The 18,798-nt window shown below is 62.6% G+C and carries 26 protein-coding genes; 4 read left to right on the top strand and 22 right to left on the bottom strand.

Annotation, left to right across the window (positions count from 1 at the left end):
• Positions 1 to 205: 205 nt before the first annotated feature.
• The 21 genes from GHK62_RS33180 to GHK62_RS33080 form a co-directional block, all read right to left on the bottom strand.
• Positions 206 to 574, bottom strand: coding sequence for a hypothetical protein (locus tag GHK62_RS33180; RefSeq protein ID WP_153443243.1), 369 nt, complete (start codon positions 572 to 574; stop codon positions 206 to 208).
• A gap of 9 nt (positions 575 to 583) precedes the next feature.
• A complete protein-coding gene (locus GHK62_RS33175) occupies positions 584 to 1,273 on the bottom strand; it encodes a phage tail tube protein (protein ID WP_153443242.1) in 690 nt (229 codons plus the stop codon).
• 13 nt (positions 1,274 to 1,286) lie between these two features.
• Positions 1,287 to 1,673, bottom strand: a complete 387-nt coding sequence (locus GHK62_RS33170; RefSeq protein ID WP_167528432.1) for a DUF3168 domain-containing protein — start codon at positions 1,671 to 1,673, stop codon at positions 1,287 to 1,289.
• A 15-nt stretch (positions 1,674 to 1,688) separates the two neighbouring features.
• Positions 1,689 to 2,141, bottom strand: coding sequence for an HK97-gp10 family putative phage morphogenesis protein (locus GHK62_RS33165; protein WP_153443240.1), 453 nt, complete (start codon positions 2,139 to 2,141; stop codon positions 1,689 to 1,691).
• Complete coding sequence (locus tag GHK62_RS33160) at positions 2,141 to 2,479, bottom strand: phage head closure protein (RefSeq protein ID WP_153443239.1); 339 nt, start codon at positions 2,477 to 2,479, stop codon at positions 2,141 to 2,143. The genes GHK62_RS33165 and GHK62_RS33160 overlap by 1 nt, the downstream gene beginning before the upstream one ends.
• 6 nt (positions 2,480 to 2,485) lie before the next feature.
• Entirely contained in the window at positions 2,486 to 3,070 is a 585-nt protein-coding gene (locus GHK62_RS33155) for a head-tail connector protein (RefSeq protein WP_153443238.1), read from the bottom strand.
• Position 3,071: 1 nt separating this feature from the next.
• Positions 3,072 to 3,254, bottom strand: a complete 183-nt coding sequence (locus GHK62_RS33150; protein WP_153443237.1) for a hypothetical protein — start codon at positions 3,252 to 3,254, stop codon at positions 3,072 to 3,074.
• A 61-nt stretch (positions 3,255 to 3,315) separates the two neighbouring features.
• A complete protein-coding gene (locus GHK62_RS33145; protein WP_153443236.1) occupies positions 3,316 to 4,587 on the bottom strand; it encodes a phage major capsid protein in 1,272 nt (423 codons plus the stop codon).
• 46 nt (positions 4,588 to 4,633) lie between these two features.
• Entirely contained in the window at positions 4,634 to 5,212 is a 579-nt protein-coding gene (locus tag GHK62_RS33140; protein WP_153443235.1) for an HK97 family phage prohead protease, read from the bottom strand.
• Positions 5,202 to 6,506 (bottom strand): phage portal protein, encoded by a 1,305-nt coding sequence (locus GHK62_RS33135; RefSeq protein WP_167528431.1) that lies wholly within the window; start codon positions 6,504 to 6,506, stop codon positions 5,202 to 5,204. Before GHK62_RS33135 ends, GHK62_RS33140 begins: the two co-directional genes overlap by 11 nt.
• Positions 6,506 to 8,206: a terminase large subunit gene (locus GHK62_RS33130; protein ID WP_234887141.1), complete on the bottom strand. Its 1,701-nt coding sequence runs from the start codon at positions 8,204 to 8,206 to the stop codon at positions 6,506 to 6,508. The genes GHK62_RS33135 and GHK62_RS33130 overlap by 1 nt, the downstream gene beginning before the upstream one ends.
• Before the next feature lie 14 nt (positions 8,207 to 8,220).
• The gene (locus GHK62_RS33125) at positions 8,221 to 8,709 is read right to left on the bottom strand and encodes an AraC family transcriptional regulator (protein ID WP_153443232.1); all 489 of its coding nucleotides are present in this window, start codon (positions 8,707 to 8,709) and stop codon (positions 8,221 to 8,223) included.
• Positions 8,710 to 8,782: 73 nt separating this feature from the next.
• On the bottom strand, positions 8,783 to 9,145 hold the full coding sequence (locus GHK62_RS33120; RefSeq protein WP_153443231.1) for an HNH endonuclease: 363 nt from the start codon (positions 9,143 to 9,145) through the stop codon (positions 8,783 to 8,785).
• A gap of 342 nt (positions 9,146 to 9,487) precedes the next feature.
• Positions 9,488 to 10,147 (bottom strand): transcription termination/antitermination NusG family protein, encoded by a 660-nt coding sequence (locus tag GHK62_RS33115; protein ID WP_153443230.1) that lies wholly within the window; start codon positions 10,145 to 10,147, stop codon positions 9,488 to 9,490.
• Positions 10,131 to 11,501: a hypothetical protein gene (locus tag GHK62_RS34760; RefSeq protein WP_234887140.1), complete on the bottom strand. Its 1,371-nt coding sequence runs from the start codon at positions 11,499 to 11,501 to the stop codon at positions 10,131 to 10,133. Before GHK62_RS34760 ends, GHK62_RS33115 begins: the two co-directional genes overlap by 17 nt.
• 232 nt (positions 11,502 to 11,733) lie before the next feature.
• Positions 11,734 to 13,743: a DNA cytosine methyltransferase gene (locus tag GHK62_RS33105; RefSeq protein ID WP_153443229.1), complete on the bottom strand. Its 2,010-nt coding sequence runs from the start codon at positions 13,741 to 13,743 to the stop codon at positions 11,734 to 11,736.
• Positions 13,730 to 14,047, bottom strand: a complete 318-nt coding sequence (locus tag GHK62_RS33100) for a hypothetical protein (protein WP_153443228.1) — start codon at positions 14,045 to 14,047, stop codon at positions 13,730 to 13,732. The genes GHK62_RS33105 and GHK62_RS33100 overlap by 14 nt, the downstream gene beginning before the upstream one ends.
• A complete protein-coding gene (locus tag GHK62_RS33095) occupies positions 14,044 to 15,693 on the bottom strand; it encodes a hypothetical protein (protein ID WP_153443227.1) in 1,650 nt (549 codons plus the stop codon). The genes GHK62_RS33100 and GHK62_RS33095 overlap by 4 nt, the downstream gene beginning before the upstream one ends.
• The gene (locus tag GHK62_RS33090) at positions 15,693 to 15,935 is read right to left on the bottom strand and encodes a hypothetical protein (RefSeq protein ID WP_153443226.1); all 243 of its coding nucleotides are present in this window, start codon (positions 15,933 to 15,935) and stop codon (positions 15,693 to 15,695) included. Before GHK62_RS33090 ends, GHK62_RS33095 begins: the two co-directional genes overlap by 1 nt.
• Positions 15,935 to 16,396 (bottom strand): phage regulatory CII family protein, encoded by a 462-nt coding sequence (locus tag GHK62_RS33085; RefSeq protein WP_184108568.1) that lies wholly within the window; start codon positions 16,394 to 16,396, stop codon positions 15,935 to 15,937. The genes GHK62_RS33090 and GHK62_RS33085 overlap by 1 nt, the downstream gene beginning before the upstream one ends.
• Before the next feature lie 316 nt (positions 16,397 to 16,712).
• The gene (locus tag GHK62_RS33080) at positions 16,713 to 17,051 is read right to left on the bottom strand and encodes a helix-turn-helix domain-containing protein (RefSeq protein ID WP_167528429.1); all 339 of its coding nucleotides are present in this window, start codon (positions 17,049 to 17,051) and stop codon (positions 16,713 to 16,715) included.
• Between GHK62_RS33080 and GHK62_RS33075 the strand changes: the two genes are divergently transcribed.
• The gene (locus GHK62_RS33075; protein WP_234887139.1) at positions 17,032 to 17,646 is read left to right on the top strand and encodes a LexA family transcriptional regulator; all 615 of its coding nucleotides are present in this window, start codon (positions 17,032 to 17,034) and stop codon (positions 17,644 to 17,646) included. The two genes, GHK62_RS33080 and GHK62_RS33075, sit on opposite strands and share 20 nt — an antisense overlap.
• Here the strand turns inward: GHK62_RS33075 and GHK62_RS33070 are convergent.
• Entirely contained in the window at positions 17,643 to 17,966 is a 324-nt protein-coding gene (locus GHK62_RS33070; protein ID WP_153443224.1) for a hypothetical protein, read from the bottom strand. The two genes, GHK62_RS33075 and GHK62_RS33070, sit on opposite strands and share 4 nt — an antisense overlap.
• A gap of 214 nt (positions 17,967 to 18,180) precedes the next feature.
• Between GHK62_RS33070 and GHK62_RS33065 the strand changes: the two genes are divergently transcribed.
• The 3 genes from GHK62_RS33065 to GHK62_RS33800 are packed head-to-tail and all read left to right on the top strand — an operon-like array spanning position 18,181 to position 18,660.
• Positions 18,181 to 18,363: a hypothetical protein gene (locus tag GHK62_RS33065; protein ID WP_153443223.1), complete on the top strand. Its 183-nt coding sequence runs from the start codon at positions 18,181 to 18,183 to the stop codon at positions 18,361 to 18,363.
• 4 nt (positions 18,364 to 18,367) lie between these two features.
• Positions 18,368 to 18,490, top strand: coding sequence for a hypothetical protein (locus GHK62_RS34955; RefSeq protein WP_268833771.1), 123 nt, complete (start codon positions 18,368 to 18,370; stop codon positions 18,488 to 18,490).
• The gene (locus GHK62_RS33800; RefSeq protein WP_167528430.1) at positions 18,487 to 18,660 is read left to right on the top strand and encodes a hypothetical protein; all 174 of its coding nucleotides are present in this window, start codon (positions 18,487 to 18,489) and stop codon (positions 18,658 to 18,660) included. Before GHK62_RS34955 ends, GHK62_RS33800 begins: the two co-directional genes overlap by 4 nt.
• The last annotated feature ends 138 nt before the right edge of the window (positions 18,661 to 18,798 follow it).

The following is an 18,798-nucleotide window of genomic DNA, read 5'->3' as shown; positions in this document are numbered from 1 at the left end:
AGTTTGATGAAGTCCTTCGCCTTCGCAGGCGCGTAGGCACTGAGGCGCGCCATGAACCAGGCGGCCGTCAGCAGTTCGTTTTGCCGCTTGCGCTGGTTCGCAACCGCCCCGCTGACGATGACGTCGATCTCGCGAAGAGTCAGATTCCAGAAGTGGGCCGGGTCCTGCCCGACCTCGACCCAGGAGGAGAGCAGCGATTGCCAGTCTATCGGCGTCTCACTGCTCTTTGAGGCTTTCCCCTGCCGCCCTTCGCCTCCACTTTCGGCATTCCGGCCTGGATGATCTTGACCACGAGCAGACCGGCGCTCTCCATGCCCATTTTCTCCATCAGATCGCCCGCATCCCGTGCCGTGGCCTCAGGCTCGGAGTAGCTCAAGGCGGCGCGGAAAATCGAACGGAAGAGGCGCATGTCGACATCGTTCGACCGGGCCATGATCTCGATGTCCTTGACGATGGCACTCGTACCTTTGCCAAGATCGTCTTCCAGCTCGCACCACTCATTGGCGCCTAGCCGGAAGCCGTAGGCCTTGCCGTCGATCTCTTGGGTGACGACACCCCGCACGTTGTTCGTCATGGGTGATCCTTACGCGATGACAGCAGCCGTCGCGGCCGATTCGGCCATTGTGTTGAAATCGTCGTTGTAGCCGGTCACCTCGCAGGTGATCACCTTGCCGACATCACCGGAGACCGGAACGTAGGAGAGACCCGTCGCACCGACAATGTCGGTGGCATCCGCCTGCCACTGGTATTCGAAGCGCTCCGCACCCGCCCAGATACCGCCATCGAGGACGAGAGGCGCGCCCACCTTCGCCGTGCCGGTGATCGCGGGAAGCGCGATGTTGCGCGGTGCCGCCGGATCTGTGTGGATCGGTTCACCCGAAACCTTGAAGGTGACCGTCGCGGTCATCTTGTCATCGGTCGGCGCGGACTTTTCGTAGGTCTGGCGAATGCCGTAGAACAGCGTCTGCGCCCCGTTCGGGAATGTGACGCGGCACCACTTGCGCTTGCCCTTGGCGGCGATCAGCGCCTTGTCCGAAGCGGAACCCGGAACATAGTTCATCTCGAAGGAGGCTTCACCAGGATCGGTGAGACCTTCGATGAATTCGCGGTTCCGGCCCGGGCTCTGCATGTGCGTCGCGTCGACCTGGTCGGTTTCGTCCGACGGCGGCGTCACATCGTAGATTTCCGCGATGTAGGTGAAGACGGTAGGCGTAGCGGCATCGGCCATCTCGAAAGTGATGCCGTAGCCAATGGATGCTTCAGTGTCTGCCATGATAGGCTCCCTTTCAGAGGCTGGAATGCCAGATGATGATGTCGGCGGAGCGCCGGAACAGCGGCATCACATCGCCGCTGCTGGAGGCCGGGAAGTCCCGGCGGTTGTCGACGAAGCCGCCCTGCAGCCGCACGCCGGAAACTATGCCGCGATAGCCGGAGAGGACGGCGAGGATCGCGTCGGAAAGCCGCTTGGCGGCGAGATAGGTGCCGGCATAGGCATCGATCTGCACGCGCGCATCGGTGAGCCCGGAAGGCCCCTGCGAGTGATAATCGTCGCGGCTGGATATGACCTGCAGCACCGCATACGGCGGCACAGTCTCCTGTGGCGCTCGCACCCAGTGCACTTTGGTGCCGGCAAGCAGCTTCACCCGGGCATCGCCGGTGAGAAGCGTTGTCAATGCTGCTTCCATGGGTTAGCCGCCAATTTTTGCCGCTTCTCGCGCGGCCTTGCGCGCCGCCCGCTTCGCCGCCTTGGAGATCTCGGTCCCGAGTTCCTTGCTGACGATGTCGAGCGCACGGTCCTTGTTCGCATCCCACGCCGGCCGCAGATGCGGCTCCGCCGCCTGATGCTCGTTGCCGAATTCGGTCTGCACCGCAGCCGGATCGTTCGGCCCGGCGAAGACTTCCACCGGGCTCTGTTTCCTGTGCAGCTTCGCCTGCCGCTTCGTCAGCTTCGTGCCGACACCATAGGAGGCCTTCAGGTTCCCGGTCGGCCCGAGCGGAGCATTCGACCGCCCCGCCTCCGCGATCGGCGTCGCCGCCTTCAGCAGCACACGCCGCGCCACGCCCTTCGCAGTGACCTGCTTCAGATCCTGCAGAGCGCGATCCAGCTCCTTCAGGCCTTCGACTTTGACCTTGAAACGCATCAGTCGGCATCCCTGATCGCAGTGATTTCGATGAAACGGTTCCGCCCCTCCTCGGTCTCTTTCACACCGAGGATGTTCCAGGTCGCATCGGAATAGTTCAGCCGATCGACGGGCGTGACCGTGCGCGTGACGCTCGAGGAGCGAACGACAAACCGCGTCATGAGCGTCGAACCAACCTGCCCCGCCGCTTCCCGCTCCCCATCGCTCGCATCGCGACGACGCGCCCAAACCGTCGTAAGCGCGGTCCATTCATAAACCGGCTCATTGACCTCATTGCGCCCCGTCTCGGTCTCGCGCTCAATGGTGATCCGCCGGTCGAGTTTGCCAGCCCCAGGCATCGATCCTCACGCAGTTACGTGGCAGCGGACGTGCTCTTGCAAAATCCACTCCACCCCGAGCGGCAATGCGTGCGCCGCATCCTCAGAAACCGCCTCGCGATTGGCATAGCGGTGCCCAACAATCAGGCAGACGGCGTCGATGAGATCCGCGTGCACGTCTGCGGCGCTGTTCTCGCCTACCTCGTATTCCACCGTGACGGCCCCGATCACATCGCGCGACGACGGCCAGGACAAACCATAGGCGGGCTCGACGCGCACCGGCTCCTTATTCAGGTCGACGCGGTACTTATCTGCCGCGAGCGTTTGTGTGACACCGTCATTGTTGACGTAGGTGATGGAGGTGACGCCCTTGATCGGCGCCCCCGGCAACATGATGCAGGACGGGAAGCAATCCATGGATTTCCGCCACGTCTGCTTGAGCATGGCGACACCGATCCCGTTCGGCCCGTCGATGCGAGCAATCGCACCCTTGAGCATATCGCCGAGCATCTCGTCATCGTCGGCAACGTCGATGCGCAAACGTGACTTCAGTTTCGCGATACTGATCAACTCGCCACCGGGTTTGGTCGACACGGAAACGCCCGACCACATGCTACTTCACCGCCTTCTCGGACTTGTCCTTACGCGTCGCCGTCTCCGGCTTTTCGCTGCGAACCGGAATGGCCTGCCCGGCATCGAACATGCGCTGGGCCTCCGCGTCGCTTACGTCGATCTCCTCGCCGGGTGCGAAGGTTCCATCGGGACCGCCGCGCGAGACTGTGAGTTTGACTTTCATGGCACTTCTCCTTCGGTTTTGAAGACGGGCGGCGGACCGCCCGTCGCGCAAAGCCGACTGATTAGGCAGCGGCGAGCTGGAGGTGCTTGACGGCCGCCGAATTGAGCAGCTCGCCGTCGAAGCGCTTGAAGCCGACCATGCCGATCTGGAAGTTTTCGGCATAGCGCTCGCGCAGCGTCAGCACGGTGAAACCGCGCACCTTGCGGACGACATAGCGGCTGTGATCGCCGAAGATGATCGGCTTGGCACTGGCCGCGATGTTCGCCATGGCTTGGTTGACGGAATAGGGATGCGCCAGGAGGCGATCAGGCTCGCCGGTGCGGACATCACCCATCTGCCAGAGATAGTTACCCTGTCCGTCCTTCAGCTTACGTACGGTCGCCATCGTGTTGTCGTTGAACTGCCAGCGGCACTTCGGCGACGCTCGATAGGCCGGATCAACCGAATGCACGAGGTCGATCAGCTCGTCGGACGTGATGGCCGCAGCAGCCGCGGCGGCTTTGCCGAGCGACGAGGCGTTGACGATACCATTCGGCTTATTGGTGCCATCGCCCGTCGTGAGAACACTGTTCGCGAGGCGGCCGAGACGTTCGCCGAAGAGATCATTCAGTAGCGCCTCCATGTCAAAGGCGGAGTCCTGAAGCAGCTCCATCGGGATGCGGACCATCTTCGTCGAGTAGACATAGGCGTCGAGCTGCTTCTCACCAAACACGACGTCGCCGGTGCCATCGTCGGTAACGGCGCCGTTCTGCGCCTTCAACTCCCCGGTTTGCGAGGTGTCATCGACTGTCGGCCACGGCAAGCGATTGCCCGACGAGGTGTTGATCTCACGGACAACGTCAGCATCCCACATCGGACCCCAGGCCTTCATGGCCTTGTCGATCTCGCCCGAGAAGCCCTCCGGCACGAGATAACCGCCGGCAGAATCGGTGCCGGTCGACTGTGCCCGGACTTCTGCAGGAATGTCCGCGCGGTGCTGCTGGATGACGGCCCGCTCCTCGGGCGTCAACTCCGACACGCCGAAGCGGATGGCCTTTGCGAATACATCCTTGTACTGCGGAGCGCCATCGCCGTCATTGCGGCTCTCACCATCGTCACCCTTCGGGCGGCGCGGATCGCCTTTGTTGGCGCGAGCCTCGGCTTCATCGAGCTTCTGCATCCGCTCAATGCGGCCGCCGAGCTGATCGTACTCAGCCATCATGGCATCGAATTCACGCTCGATCTCCTGCGCGCGTTCGGCAGGCGTGTCATCCTTGATTTCATCGAACTTAGCGCGAGCGTTCGTGGCAATGCGAGCCTGCTTCTCGCGCAGCTCCTTAAGCTGTGCAAACATGATCAATCTCCGATGTTGATGAAGTTGAATAGGCAGCAGCAGGCCGCTACTTGCCGTTCTCCCGCTCTTTCAAAGCGAGGTCCATTTTCATGCGGATGCGTGAGCGGGCCGCATGGAAGTTCTTGCCCTTGCGGTGACTTTCGAGACTGCGAAGGCCGATCTCGGTTCCTTCATAGGCAGGCGTCGTGACGATCGACACGTCGTATAGCCGCGCCTTTTTCACAGTTCGCCGGGGCGGGTCCTGTGTGTCGTCCCACTCCTGCACCTCGGCCCAAAATGCAAACGACATCTTGTCTAGGTCGCCGCGCTTCATCTTCGGCACGATGGCCTGCACGTCGGGATCATCGCCGTCGAGTTCCGTTTCGATGCGCAGCCCGTGATCGTCCTCGGAGAGCTTCAGCGTGCCGGAGCGGGTGCGCGCCAACGGGAGCCCGTCGTGGTTGACCAGGAAGACGACGTCATCGCGGCCAATCGCCTCGGCAAATGCACCAGGCTCGATCACCTCGCGGAACCATCCGCCGATATCGGTCTCCTGGTTGAACACGGCCGCATATCCGGAAACCTTGATGCCGCCATCCTCTGCCCTGATGTCGGCCGGGATGCCACCACGGATCTCACGCTGCATCGCTGTTTTTCCCTTCTTCGTCGTCGAGCGACTGTCCACCGTTGGTGCGGGGTGGTTGCTGCCCGAGCTTGTCGATCGGCATCATGGCACCCTGCATGTGAAGCTTCCCGGCAGCGCCGCCTATTGCCGGACGGTTCTCCATTTCGCGGGCCTCATCGGGCGTCAGCTGCCCGGTCTGGATCGCGCGCGCATTGCCCTCCATGCGCGTCTTGAAGTCACCGCGAAGGAGGCCGTCGAGGTTTAGCTCGGCATAGATTCGGCTGTTGCTCCGCCCGAAAAGCTTGAGGTTCAGCTCCTGCTCGAACTGCCGAGCCCACCGCGTCAGCGTGTGCTTCACGAAATGAAGATCCTGCTGCTCGGTGTTCGAGAAAGTACCGTGCGTAAGATCCTGAAGGAACGTCGGAGGCAGTGAATATATCCGGGCAATCTGCTCGATCAGGAAGCGCTGCAGCTCGACCAGCTGCGACTTCTCAGGATCGACGCCGATCTGCTTAATGTCGTGCCCCGCCGGCAACGACAGCGCCAGCCGCCCTTCCTTCGCCGCCTTCTTCACGGCCGCCGTCAGATCGTCTGCCGATCGCTGCAGCCCGCCGGGTGAAGTGATCGGACCCGTGATCGCAAATGGCGGAACACCACCGTTCTGGAAGAACTTCGACCCGTATTTCGTCGCCGCCTGAGCAAGGCCGACGGCATCCTTGTTTGTCAGGATCGGTGAGCGATGATCAAGGCCGTTCGCCTTCAGCATGAAGGGAATGTCGATGATCTCTTCGGCCTGGTAGGTGTTCGTCTTCCCACCGTCCCGATATTCGTAGAATTTCCGTCCATCCTTGCGACGGACCTTTGTCTGGCCGGGGTCGAGCGCCCAGATGTTGATGATGCGCTTCAGGTCGTTGCGTTCGATAAAAGAGTAGGACCTGCCGCCGGTGAATACCTGATCGAAGGAGTACTTCCGCCAGTCGAACGACGACGCCGTGTCGTTCGCAACATCATGAAGGATGTTGGCGACGCCATTCTTCACCTTCTCGCGGCCAGCATCGGTCTTCTTGTAGACATTGAGCGGCAGGCTCGCGAGCGTGCCCGAGAGGAAGTTCACGGCGGCGAAGATCGCCGGAACACCCAGCGCACTGTCGATGGAGACGCGTTCCCCGGCCGCCGAGAGCGCATCAATACCGAGAAAGGCGAGAATGTTCTCCGAGGAAATCGGCACTTTTGGGTCTTCGATCGATGCACGTGCGTCCAGCGCCGTTTTCACCGCCGCATCGATCTGTCGCTGGCTCGGTCCAAACAATCCCATCATGCCACCTGATAGCTGAATTCCGGGTCATCCCAGGGCGACTGCCGTGAGCCTGCAGCTTCCGGATTGAGGAACATCAGCATCGCCGCATTGAACATCGCCATCAGCGGATCGATCTTCGACGCGCCGGCGGCTTGCTTCGTGACGATGTAGTTGGAGCCCTTCAGCTCCGTCTTTGCATTGCCCACCGCCCAAGCCATTAGCGCCTGTCCGCAATGGCGCATGGTCTTGTCTTTCAGCTTGCGCGGCAACGTTGTGACAGCCGATTGCAGCTTCCAGCCCTGTCCGACCGCCATGGTGAGGTCGCCTGCCATGCCTCGCTCTGCGAGTGCATCCAGCAGGCTCGCAACACCGAAAGCATCGAGACCTATGCCTGCTTTCTCCGGCAACCGCCCTGCAGCAAACAGCCGTTCGCAAACATCGGTGATTTCAATGATGTCCTGATCAGGTTCCACGCACACGATCAGGTCGCCATCCTTCTCGAAGTCCCGCAGACGCGGAGCGATCTCCTTCCGCCGCTCGAAGACATCTGGGTACGCCCAGGCACGCCCCCAATGCAGCCACGTCCGCGCCTTCGCATGCCGCCCAATGACAGCGATCGCCATCAAGTCATCAAGGCCGCCGCCGTCGATTCCGACAACACAAACATCACATTCCGCAATGATGCGATCGAGCGACAGTTCCTTTTCGACCGCCGCTTCCCAGTATGTCGCGCCGGCCCAGCGATCGGCATGCAGCCCGAGGCCGACCTCGACGTTGAAGTGCTGTGAGGCGATCAGCGCCAGCTTTTCCGGCCCCTCACGCTCCGCCGTAGCGATTTCTCCGGCCAGGTAATCTTCGTTGACCGAACGGTTCAGGTTCGGATTGACCAACCCCCAAGTCTCGCGCCGCTTCCAGCCGCCGTTCACCGCATCCTCCGCCGGCAGCTCGTAGAGAACGGCCAGCATCGGAAACTCGAACAGCCCATCGCGAACGTCGCGGGCCTTCTGCAGTTCGGCTTTGAACACGCCAGAGGGTGGCGTCTTCGATTGCGTGGTGATCTGCAGCAGGAAACCATCAGGCCGTGCTGCGAGCGAACCGCGAATCTCGACAAAGATGTCAGCAGCCTTCGCGATGGCGGCAAAGACGTGCGTCTCGTCGATTAGGATGTAGGTCGCCTTCGAACCGGTGATGACGTCCGCCGCTGCTGCCTTCACGATGATGACGGCAAGCGTGTTCAGGTGCGTTATCTTCTTCAGGTGATCCTGAACATGGAAGAGTTTCGCCAGCTCCGGGTCCAACCGGACGATGCCGGCCGCCTGCTTGAACGAAATATCCGCGATCTGCTTCGTCGGAGCGATCAGCAGCAATTCCGCTTCCGGTCGCTCATTGAGGATCGCGGCCGTCACAATGATCGCCGCCGCGATCGAGGACTTGCCGTTCTTCTTCGGCACCAGCAGGAAGAATTCCCGCAGCGCCCGGCGCTTCGTCTCGGGATCGTAGCTGCCGAAGACGACGCGAACGAAGTCGAAAACCCAGTCGTCGCAAGCCTCGCCGTAGGTCGGATTGCCGATAATGTCCGGCACCCGAAGGCGCTTGAAGATCCGGAGCGCCTTCTCCGCAACGACGTCGTAAAGCGGCAGCTCAGGAATGAGCGACAGCTTTTTGCGGATTCGCTCTTTCCAGTCCGGTACCGCCGTCGACCAGGTCGAAGCCGGCATCCACGCCGTATCCATCACTGCACCCTGTGAACGCCGGGCAGTAGATCATTGCCCCAGGAACTACCCTCGCCGGCCGTCTTCGCGTCCAGCTTTTGTTGCTCCTTCTTGCCGAGCTGCTTGTCTTCCTTTTCCGGCTTCCGATCGCCTTGCGCCTGGCGGAGGCGAGCGTCGATCAGCATCGTGTCGGAGCGCTCGATCATCTTGCCCAGCTCCTTAAGCGCCGCAACGTTGCCGGCGTTCGCCTGCTCCATCGCGAGCTCGAAGCGGCGAGCATCGAGCCGATCGCGCATCGCATCGCGTTCCCTCAGCTCGGCTCTAAAATACCTCTTCACCGTCGCCGGCGAGACGCCGATACCGTTGGCCATCCGCTCGATCGACCAGCCAAGCGCCAGCAACAGCTTGATTTTATTGCGGTCTCTGTCAGTCGGCTCATAGCGCGGGCGTCCGCGCTTGCCCTTCCACTCCGGAATGGGCTGACCGAACAGGTCGAAATTCGTTTCCATCAGAAAAAAATCTCTGCGTGAGGGGGGCGCGGGTCTAGAAGGAAGGGGCTTCCAGACTTTTGACCCACCCCCCCTACCAGTGAGCCTGTGCCCGCTCTTCCTTCTGCTTCAGTTTGTCGTGGCAGGGCTTGCAGAGGCACTGGAGATTGTCCTCATCCCAGAAGAGGGCCTCGTCGCCATGGTGCTGGATCTTATGATCGGCAACCAGCTGTGATGTGTCGGGCTGGACCTTGCCGCATCCAACCATCTGGCAGGTGAAGCGATCGCGGATCAGCACGTTCATGCGCTGCTTCTGCCAGCGTGCCGTCTTGTACCAGCTGCGCCATCCGACCGTCTGGTCTCGCTCGCGCAGCCTTGCCTTCTCGTCGCCGGGAGCACGGCCAATCTTCGGCGCCAGCGTCGCCAGCCTTGGCTTGATGGTCGAGAGCCTGCCCATACCATTAAACGAAAAAGGCGACCTCTCGGCCGCCGATTTGATTACTCAACTGTTCCCTCTTCAGGGTGGCCTTCAATCAATGAAGGAACGACCCGTATGCGAAACAAACGATCGAGATTTCAGATTAAGGTCCACATCATCGCCGATTCCGAGTTCATCATGAACCTTATAGACCTCATCCAGACATGGCTTGCGCACTGGCCCTGAATCGGTGTCTCGCCTTGAAGACTGTCAGGGTTGGGGCTGACCGGTGTACCGACCTCAGGCTTTCCGCCCCGCACTCTCGTGCGTTCTCAGAGGCTCACTGCAGGATCATCAGCTCATCCAGTGGCGAAATGACTCTCACAACTTTTTCAGCAGTGCAAGAGGCACCGTGACCGGGATTTCGCCGCCCATGAAGTCGATGCAGACAACCACGTCACCACGCCCCTTTTTGCTTGGCGTAACGACGGTCGCCTTCTTATCGGAAAACGGACCGGCAGTGATCCAGACGGGCTCGCCTGCCTTCAGGATCATGTCGACAGGACGCTCCCAGTCATAGGAACCGTTACGCGCCAGAGCATTGAATCTGCTGACCTCTTTGTCACTGATGCGCATCGGACGTTCGCAGCCGCCGAGCACATCGATCGCATGCTCAATGCCCTGCAATCCAGTCAGGTATTCGGCTTTCGCAAACATCTGAACGAGCACATAGCCGTGGATCACAGGCATCATCGCACCCTCGATAAGGCGACCGCGACGGCGCAGATCCGGTCCCTTTCGCATGGGCACAAGCGACCGTATGCCCATCTCGTCGAGGCTGTTTTCCACAACCTTCTCGCGCCCCGTCCAGACGCGCAGCGCAAACCACGGCGCCTTACCACCGTTGATTCGCCAATTCGTGGTCACCAGTGCGCCCTCGTCGAGTAGCCCGTCTGTGATTCGGCGCATGCGATCCTTGAACCGATCTCCGGAGCCAATTGCGATCGGTGTGCCAACCATCCCCTTATGCTGCATGATCATCGCTCCGCTCCTGTCTCAGCGCCGCGCGTGCGGCCATTTCGAAATCGTGAAGTCCTTCCGGCCCGCCCCTCGGGAAGTAGACGACGGGCATCGATCCGGGATCTGGCACGAACGGCCAGCCAGCCTCCTCGTGATGCTCCCGCCATTGCTCGAAGAGAGCGGAGCCGACCGGTACCGGCTCGCAAAGCTCCACCAGCGCCCCGAAGCGCGCTTCCGCAACGCCTCGCTCCCGGTCCTTTGCCTGCAGGTGCAGCGCGTTCGCCCGCGGATAGCCGCTCTCGCAGACGCGCCGCCTGAATTCGGCCTGGTCGAAGTCATTCGGGAAGATCAGCCCGCCATCGGCGCCAAGCTCAATGCCCTTGCCCTGCAGGTAGGCGAGCGCCCTCGCCTCGCTGGAGCGCCGCAGCGCCTCAAACATCTGCCTGGCTCGGTCGCGCACATCGAGCGGCACGTCGACAGCCTCAGGGCCGTCCAGCAGCGCCAGCGCCCGCATTCCCGCCCATACCGGCCCGAACGGAGCAACAGGGATCTTGGCGCTTGCAACCTGCGCCTTCGCAGCCAAAGGCGAAACGTCGAGGAACTTCTTGTCCCGCAGATAGACGCCGAGCGCGACGGGCTTCACCTTTTGCGCCTTGCACTCGGCGAGGTATGAGTCCCGGCGCTCCTCTGCCAGCCTGCGTTCTTCCGGCGTCAGCTTTTCGAACTGCAGCAGCGCCCATGCCGTCGACGAGGCGATCGCACCTGGCCACGGATTGTTCGCCGTGCCCAGCTCCAGCGCTTTCACCCGCTTCGCAAACTTGGTGGGGTCATCACTTTCCCCATCATCGCGCCCGCGCCCTCTCTCTGTTCGTTCAGCAGGAGGAGTTAAGCTAGAGTCGTTAATAGGTGCCGATCCAGGACCGGCAGGGGGTGCCGACTCTGGACCGGCAGGGGGTGCCGATATACCGGCAGGGGGTGCCGGCTGATCGGCAGGGGTATCGCTGTCGTCTTCGAGCACATCCGCCCCCAATTCCTCGTCGGTCAGCTCGTCGTCGCGGTCCCATTCGCGGAAAGCCTCCTCCGGCGTGACGCGATCGTAGATGACGCGATACCAGTGGGCGCTGTCCCGGCCGCTGTCGCTCACCACCTCGCGACGCTCGACGGCGCCGATCTTCACAAGCCTGTCGAGCGAGGCCTGCACAGTGGAGCGTGCGCAGCCCATCTCCGCCGCCATCTTCACCTGGCTGCGTCGGCACCAGCCGTGCTTGCGGTTCGTATGCTGCCCGAGCACGCAGAGCACCTGCAGATCGCGCCCCTTCAGACGCCGATCGGCAACCACCCAGCCAGGAATGATTGAGAAACGTGCGTTGCTCATGCCGCACCGCCTTCTGGAATGAGCCGCGCAGCATCCAGAAATGCCCGGAACCGGCCGTCTACCTGCTCCATCGCTCGCTTCTCGGATCGTTCCGATCCCGCCGCAGGGTGGCCGCTCTTGGTGACCCATACCCGCCAACGCCAAACGCGCGCCCTGCCGAGCGGCGGATAAACCGCCCCAACATCCACGTCACCGCACATAAGCAGCATCCTGTAATTGTCGTTGCACCAGTTCACGTCGCCTCCCTCCGCACTGCCAGGTGGTTGCAATTGGCCGCGACGAGCGCGCATGCGACCGGCGGCGAGACGGAATTGCCGACGCACGACACCTGCACCGACTTCGAGAACGGCACCCAGACCGGGCCGCCGTTGTGGCCGATGTCAGGCTGTTTCCAGACGCCGTCGATCTTGTATTTCGGCGGGAAGCCTTGCGCGTTGTAGAGTTCGCGCGGCGTCAGCATGCGCATGCCGATATCGACGATGACGAAGGTCTCGCCGGCGATCTCGACCGTGACGAACTCGCGATCGTCCCAGAAGCCATGCGCCCGCATGAAATCGGCGACCTGCCGGGCGCGATCCGCCTGCTCTTCAGTGAAGGGCGGCACGCCGACAGTCGCCTCGACATGGCCGTGCCGGTCCTTCGTCGTGACCGTCCGCATCGGCTCGGTCTCGTGCTGGCCGTCACCAGTTCCGTAGTAGGCCTGCAGGTACAGCACGACGAGCTGCGACTTGCCGCCACCATCGGCCATTACCGTCGCGGCAGGCTCGTCGAGCGCGTGGCCGGTCGACGTGCCGAACTGGCGAGCAACGAAGGCCGAGACGATGCCCTGCTGACTGCCGGACTGCGTCGCCGTCGACATAGGCTCGTCGACGGGCCGCCCGGGGTTGACGCCACCGATGCGGCGGCTGTCGTTGTTGTGCTGGGCCATGAAGGCGACCGCGACGCAGCCATCGGCCTTGGCCGTGATCGTTCCCGTCGGCTCGTCGCCGCCGCGTGGTCGGCTCTGCCCTGCCCTGCCGCCGCAACCGACCAGCGTCGGCACGATGACGGAATTCTGGTCCTTGCTGCTGGCACTGATCGTATGGTGTGGATCTTCCACCGAGCGGACGGAACCGCCTTGCTGGGCAGCGGTCAGAACCGGCGCGACCAGCGTAAGGCCCGCACCGCCAGCGGTGATCGTATGCGTCGGTTCGTCTGCCCCGTTGAACGGTTTACCGGCGTTGCGCATCGTCATCAGGTGCGGCGCGACGACGTTATGCTTGATGCCGCTGGCGACCACCGTGCCAAGAGGCTTGTCGATGCTCATGGCGCGCGGCGCCTGGCCTGTCCGCTCGCCGTAGCCGGTCTGCACTAGAAACGGCCGCTCCGCATCGAGCACGTAGCGCTTCATCCCACGAGCCACGCGCGCCATTGTCGCATCGGCGAGCGGACGGACAGCGCGCAAGCTGTGATTCTGCCAGATCTGCTCAGCAGTATCGAAGATCGACGGACAAGGCAGCGACCAGTCGATGCATTCGGCCGCCGTCCGCCACGGGAGTTTCTTACCGGCGATCACGTCGGGATCGTCTGGCTTGCCGTGCGTCGGCTCCGGCCAGACGATCGGCTGACCGTCGAACCGGATGATGACGAACAGGCGCTTGCGGATCGTCGGCGCGCCATAGTCGCAGGCGCGCAGCTCGCGATACTCGATCCTGCCGCCAAGCCGGCGCAGACGCCTGCACCATTTGCGGAAGGTCTCGCCGCGGCGCTCCGGATCCGGCATCAGGCCGCGATCGGTCTGGACGAGCGGTCCATAATCCTTGAACTCCTCGACGTTCTCCATGATGACGACGTCGACCTGGCCTCCGCTCTTCTGGATGCGCTCGATCCAGCCGGGAATGATCCAGCATAGGTCGCGGATATTGCGCTCGACAGGTTTGCCGCCCTTCGCCTTGGAGAAGTGCTTGCAGTCCGGCGAGAACCAGGCGAGGCCGATGTGCTTGCCCTTCAGGTGGTCGAGCGGATCGAGCCGGTAGACGTTTTCCGAGAGGTGATGCGTCTCCGGGTGGTTCGCCTGGTGCAGCGCCAGCGCGTCCGCATTGTGGTTGATGGCGAAATCCGGCGAGCGGCCCAGCGCCTCCTCGATCCCGGTCGAAGCCCCGCCGCCGCCGGCGAAGCTGTCGATGATCAGCGGAGCGCCGAGATAGGCCGAGGCCATTAGCGCATCGGTGCTGGTCTCGCTGAAGAGATCAGTTCTGAACATACCTTGCCCCCTCCAGCGCGCCCCCGCGCGCAATGACCTGAATTCCGATCCGGGCGTACTCCCGCGCATTTCGAATGGTGATCGGCGCTAGCCCGTCCTTGCCGCGTGTCGCGGAAAGCGCCGCGATCTCGGCGGCCAGATAGGCGTCGCCCTCGTGAAAGCCGGCCGCTGAGAGCAGCCGGTGAATGGTGATCTGGTCGCGGATGAGCACCGCGAGCGGCGCGGCGAGCAGCCACCGTGCCCGCGCCGCATGGTCCGGCGCGTCGGCAAGCTCTTCGAGGATGGGCAGGAGCACCGTCGTCATCCCGCCACCTTCATCAACAGCAGCGCTCCCGCCGTCGCCTCCAGCGCCAGCTTCCCGGCATCCGAGAGCGCCCATTCCGCGCCGTCGCGCGGCTCAATCAGCCCGTCAGCCGAAAGCCCCGCGATCAGGGCATCCGCGACCGATGGCCGGACGCCGATGCCCCGCCGCAGCGTCACCGCATCGAACGCGTCGTGCTCCAGCATCCAGACGAGCGCGCGCGAACGCTCCTCGTCGCAGCGCTCGTCGAGCGTCTTGCGCGGCGTTTCGCGCGTGAAATCCTCGTCATCTGATGAAAAGACGAACGGGGCCGCATGCCCGCCGGCGCCCGGCGTCAGCGCCGGCGCCGACCGGTAATTCTGCCAGTCGACACGGATGGTCTCGAAACGCCCGTCGCCACGACCATATGTGCAGCCATCGTCGTTCCGCTCCCAAACGAACCAGGCGGTATTCATCTGGCTCGATGCCTTCGGCCCGTCCCATCCGTCCCGGTGCATCATCGGCAGGCGACGCGTGAAGACGTAGACGCGGGATGGTGGATTCTCATCCATCAAGAACCGACGGTCGGGATCTTCGAAGCCGCACATGAAGTTGAGGTTGAGCAACGCCGCCATCTTGCGCGGCCGGTGCACGCGCAGCGCATGCGCAAGGAAAGCGTTGGCCACGTCGCCATAGGGCGGGTTGGTCACGATATCCATGCGGGCGCCGATCACAGGCGACGACTTGAGGAAGTCCCCGACCTGCTGCAGCTCGCCGTGCTGCGTGACCGTGCCGCGGTCGCGCAGATCCGCGATCGCCGCCTCATAGCCGGCAGCCTCCAGCACGCGCAGGATTGCGCCGCGCCCGACAGCAGGCTCCATCACTGTCGCGGAAAAGCTCTCCAGCGCGAGCAGCGTTTTGGTCGCCTCCTCCGGCGTCTCATAGAGCTGGTCGCCCTTCTCCTCCTTCGTCGCCGTTTTCGTGCCGATGGCATGCGAGATACTGCGCCGGCTTGGTTCCAGGCCGGCTTCAAGCCGCGCCTCGACGACGCGCTCCACGAAATCAGGTTCCGCCCGCACGGCATTGCGCAACTTGCGCGCCTCGTGCAGGCGGCGCTTGTCGATGCCAACTTCGTCGAATGTGAAAACGTCCGCATCGCGGACCTTTGCCTGACCCTGCTTGGCGACATGGCCCTTGGCCTGCGCCTCGTCGATGGCATCGGCCATCGCGACATAGCACATGCTCTCGATCTTCAGCGCTTCTGCCTGCATGCGCCGCGCCTTGTCGATCAGCTCGCGCGACGCCTTCACCTTCTCCGCATAGGCAGCCCCGGCCTTCGCCCGCTCGTAAAGCCCGGTGGAAAGCAACAAGGCCGCCTGCACGTCTCCGGCGTCGAGCAGCGCGCGTGCGCTCTCGATCGCCACGACGAGGTCGGAGGCATCGGCGACGGTCGCCGGCAACTGTGCAGCCTCCACCACCGCAGGCGAAGCTGGCACGGGCGCGTTCGGATCATGCCAAAGGTGACCGTCCTTCTTGTCGCGTCGGATCAGGCCTTTTCCATTAAGCTTGCGCGCGGCGATCTGCTCTTTCTCGCTTGCGCATCTGTAGCTGCCGTTAGCCTCGATCTCCGCCATGATGCGGGATTGCGTGGTGGCGTGAGCGAGGGTCATCAGTGCGCCCTCATCAGCCGGTCGAGATAGGCGTGCCCCTTGCCCGTGAGCGCCACGCCGCTCACCCGCTTTCCGGGGCCGATGCTGCCGCCGACAAAAGCCAACACGCCGGCCGCCGCACAGGTCTTCGCCAGTTCACGCTGGCGATCGTCACCCACATGCAACGATCCGCCCGCATGGCGAACGGTACGAAGAAAGGCGCGCTCTTCGCCGGAAAGTCTGACGTCGAGGGTGGAATACATCACTCCCCCTCCAGACTGGCGAGCACTTCCTGCAGGGAGCGGATTGCCTCGCGGGCCTCATGGGCGATCTTCTTCCGGTCGAGCGCATCGATGCGCCCGTCGGCGATTGCCGCGACAATGGCGCGGGACACGTCGTTCGCCTCGTGCATCACCTTCAGCGCCGCCGCCTCGGTGAGCGGCTTGCCCTGGACTTGGCCGGCGAGCGGCGTCAGCCCGTAGCCGAGCTGCCGCGCCGCCTCGCCGATGATGATCGGAGATCCGGCCCGCCTGTCGGCCTCGACGGCGATATCGACGGGAATGACGTTGTCCCGGAATTCCTCGCTCCCCGAAGCGTACTTCGAGAGTGTCGAGACACCCACGCGGGTAAAGCTGGCGAAAGACGTAAGCCCCTTGCCGAGAACAAAGCTGGCCTCGGTCGCGCCCTTCAGGGACAAGACATCTGCTTCGAGAATTGTGCGCACGAAAACACCCCGCGAAATGCAAGGAAAGAAAAACGGAAAAGGATTCAGTGAGGCGCGGTCATCCCGCGCGTAGGGTCAGCCCATCAGATCAGGGGTGGCCCGCATGCCAGTCGAAAACGAAAAGGAAACGACCCGCCGCAGCCGCGTGGCATACGGCGCGGCAGGCCGCCCGGTGCCCCCGGCCCGGCCGGGAGAGGAAAAACAAAGGCAGGGACGCGCCGGGTCCGATTGGCGCGCCCCTGCCAGGCGGCAAGACGTGCAAGAGGGAGGAGGAATCCTACGCGCCCTGCGCCTTGCTGGGGGAACATCGATCTCTTCATTGCGCGCACTCCGCGACTGGTGGTTCAAAGAACCAGCGGTCGTTCCATGCGATTCCGCGCTCTTCGGCCGCCGCCCGAATACGGGCCATCTGTTCGAGCGTGATCGACTCCTCGCCAGACCGCTCCCAACGCGACACCGTGGGTTGAGTAACCCCGGCGATAGAGGCGAACTCATCCTGATTAGCTACGAAGATGTTCTTCCGAATATGCGCGATAGCACTCATGGCGCATTTATACGCATACGCATGAACAAGTGTAAAGGGATATGCGTTGGTGTATTTTCTTTTTAAGGGGGGCCTTGATATGCGCTGGCGAATGGAGTTGAAGGTTGCCATCAAACGCCTGCGCACACTCGCAGGCATGACACAACACGCGTTCGCCGAGGCCGTCGGCGCGACGCAACCAACCGTGTCGCGATGGGAAGCTGGAGCAAAACCCGAGTTTGAACAAATCGCTAGGCTCAAAGCCTTCGCAGAGGAGCACAACTTCGACTTCGACCTATCCGAGACTGGCTGGGAAACTGGCTGGACGCAAACTGTGAGTATATTTGGTTACGTGGGTGCCGGGGCCGAGGTCATGCCCTTCAATGATTCAGAGCACGACGGCTTTGATACCGTCGAGGTCGATTTTCCAATCCCGGAAGGAACAGGCGCCGTCATCGTCCGCGGCGAATCGCAGATGCCGATCTTCGAGGACGGAGACCTGATTGGCTATCACAAGGAAGGCAGGCCGCCGACCGATCTCATCGGCCGCATGTGCATTGTCCGCCTGGCAGACGGGCGAATGTTTATCAAGAAAATCAAGCGCGGATCGGTACCTGGCTTCTTCACCCTCACCAGCTCCAACGCCGCCGACATTGAAGACGTCGTAATTGAATGGGCGGCTCCGTATCGCTTCCGCATCCCTCGGGAAGAGTGGAGAAGGTACTAAGAGGCACTTGTCGGTCGAGGGTCGAACTCACCGCACGCTTTACTGATTGCCGCGATCAGATCCGGCGACGGCGTTTCACATATGATGATGGCGTCCCCATTGCCTCCGGCACTCATGATCGGGATTGCCCGGAAGGCGCCATCGTTGAACGCCCACCGCGTTTCTAAGCGGAAGCGGTGACCCGGAAACGCTACTTCCAGCCATGCCTGAAGTCGCTCGGCAGCCAGAATAATACTTTCGCGCATATCCGCCGGAGGAATGATCACGAATTCCGTCACTGCTGGCTGATTCATCGGCGCCGAATACTCCCTGCTGTTCACGCTCGGTTCCTGTTCGAAGCAGAATTAAACCCTGCCGTCCAGCCGCATTCTCGCCCAAAAGATATACGCACACGTATTTTTGCTATTGTGGATTATGCGTATGCGTATATATTCGCATCGTCTCCTCACGCAAAGAGGCGGCGCGGAAACCGGTTCTGCATCTCCGCGCCGCCTCATGGGGAGAAGTAAACACCCCCGAACGCGGAGACAAGCGATGCAACCGAACGGCGGAATCAACACCCGGAACACTATCCAGCGCATGGCAGACGCGATGCGCGCCCACGGCGACGGCTGCACCGCCGACGATCTCATCCTCAAAGGTTTCACGTCTCGCCAGATCGAGCTCTTCGGCACCAAGGCCACCGAGCTCGCCACCGCCATGGCCCAGGCGGCGTAGCGCCATGGCGAAGAGGGCGCGCCGCCGTGCTCCCCTGCCCCTGTGGTTCACGCGCGGCGCGCTCGCAGGCCTTCTCGCCTCTCTTCCGATCCACCTTCTCTTCCTGCTCTGGAGCCTCTGGCCATGAATGAGCATTTCACCGGTTACAACAAGGCTCGCCTGGAGGCCTGCCCCAGCCGCTTCTTTCTCGCCTGCGCCATCCTCGCGCTTTCCGTCGCGCTGCTCATGGCCGCTGGCCTCGCCACCAGCACTGCCTTCAAGAAGGAATGGCAGTTCGCGGCGGAGGCGCGCGTCTGATGCTCCGCTCCCTCACCGATATCGATCTCGCCGGCCGCTGCCATGGTTCGCGCCTGGCGCTCGCCTTTTCCGTCCGCTCGCTCGACGACGCGGACCTGAAAGCCAGCGAGCGGGCCGCCCTCCTCCAGTGCATCGCCA

It is taken from the genome of Sinorhizobium terangae, from assembly GCF_009601505.1.
GTDB classification, from domain to species: domain Bacteria; phylum Pseudomonadota; class Alphaproteobacteria; order Rhizobiales; family Rhizobiaceae; genus Sinorhizobium; species Sinorhizobium terangae.
The sequence above is the reverse complement of the archived record's forward strand: the minus strand, read 5'-3'. Positions and strand labels throughout refer to the sequence as shown.

Coding starts and splice junctions, on each gene's coding strand:
- GHK62_RS33180 (WP_153443243.1), bottom strand. CDS start 574: ATGACGAACAACGTGCGGGGTGTCGTCACCCAAGAGATCGACGGCAAG.
- GHK62_RS33175 (WP_153443242.1), bottom strand. CDS start 1,273: ATGGCAGACACTGAAGCATCCATTGGCTACGGCATCACTTTCGAGATG.
- GHK62_RS33165 (WP_153443240.1), bottom strand. CDS start 2,141: ATGCGTTTCAAGGTCAAAGTCGAAGGCCTGAAGGAGCTGGATCGCGCT.
- GHK62_RS33160 (WP_153443239.1), bottom strand. CDS start 2,479: ATGCCTGGGGCTGGCAAACTCGACCGGCGGATCACCATTGAGCGCGAG.
- GHK62_RS33155 (WP_153443238.1), bottom strand. CDS start 3,070: ATGTGGTCGGGCGTTTCCGTGTCGACCAAACCCGGTGGCGAGTTGATC.
- GHK62_RS33150 (WP_153443237.1), bottom strand. CDS start 3,254: ATGAAAGTCAAACTCACAGTCTCGCGCGGCGGTCCCGATGGAACCTTC.
- GHK62_RS33145 (WP_153443236.1), bottom strand. CDS start 4,587: ATGTTTGCACAGCTTAAGGAGCTGCGCGAGAAGCAGGCTCGCATTGCC.
- GHK62_RS33140 (WP_153443235.1), bottom strand. CDS start 5,212: ATGCAGCGTGAGATCCGTGGTGGCATCCCGGCCGACATCAGGGCAGAG.
- GHK62_RS33135 (WP_167528431.1), bottom strand. CDS start 6,506: ATGGGATTGTTTGGACCGAGCCAGCGACAGATCGATGCGGCGGTGAAA.
- GHK62_RS33130 (WP_234887141.1), bottom strand. CDS start 8,206: ATGCCGGCTTCGACCTGGTCGACGGCGGTACCGGACTGGAAAGAGCGA.
- GHK62_RS33125 (WP_153443232.1), bottom strand. CDS start 8,709: ATGGAAACGAATTTCGACCTGTTCGGTCAGCCCATTCCGGAGTGGAAG.
- GHK62_RS33120 (WP_153443231.1), bottom strand. CDS start 9,145: ATGGGCAGGCTCTCGACCATCAAGCCAAGGCTGGCGACGCTGGCGCCG.
- GHK62_RS33115 (WP_153443230.1), bottom strand. CDS start 10,147: ATGATCATGCAGCATAAGGGGATGGTTGGCACACCGATCGCAATTGGC.
- GHK62_RS34760 (WP_234887140.1), bottom strand. CDS start 11,501: ATGAGCAACGCACGTTTCTCAATCATTCCTGGCTGGGTGGTTGCCGAT.
- GHK62_RS33105 (WP_153443229.1), bottom strand. CDS start 13,743: ATGTTCAGAACTGATCTCTTCAGCGAGACCAGCACCGATGCGCTAATG.
- GHK62_RS33100 (WP_153443228.1), bottom strand. CDS start 14,047: ATGACGACGGTGCTCCTGCCCATCCTCGAAGAGCTTGCCGACGCGCCG.
- GHK62_RS33095 (WP_153443227.1), bottom strand. CDS start 15,693: ATGACCCTCGCTCACGCCACCACGCAATCCCGCATCATGGCGGAGATC.
- GHK62_RS33090 (WP_153443226.1), bottom strand. CDS start 15,935: ATGTATTCCACCCTCGACGTCAGACTTTCCGGCGAAGAGCGCGCCTTT.
- GHK62_RS33075 (WP_234887139.1), top strand. CDS start 17,032: ATGGAGTTGAAGGTTGCCATCAAACGCCTGCGCACACTCGCAGGCATG.
- GHK62_RS33080 (WP_167528429.1), bottom strand. CDS start 17,051: ATGGCAACCTTCAACTCCATTCGCCAGCGCATATCAAGGCCCCCCTTA.
- GHK62_RS33065 (WP_153443223.1), top strand. CDS start 18,181: ATGCAACCGAACGGCGGAATCAACACCCGGAACACTATCCAGCGCATG.
- GHK62_RS34955 (WP_268833771.1), top strand. CDS start 18,368: ATGGCGAAGAGGGCGCGCCGCCGTGCTCCCCTGCCCCTGTGGTTCACG.
- GHK62_RS33800 (WP_167528430.1), top strand. CDS start 18,487: ATGAATGAGCATTTCACCGGTTACAACAAGGCTCGCCTGGAGGCCTGC.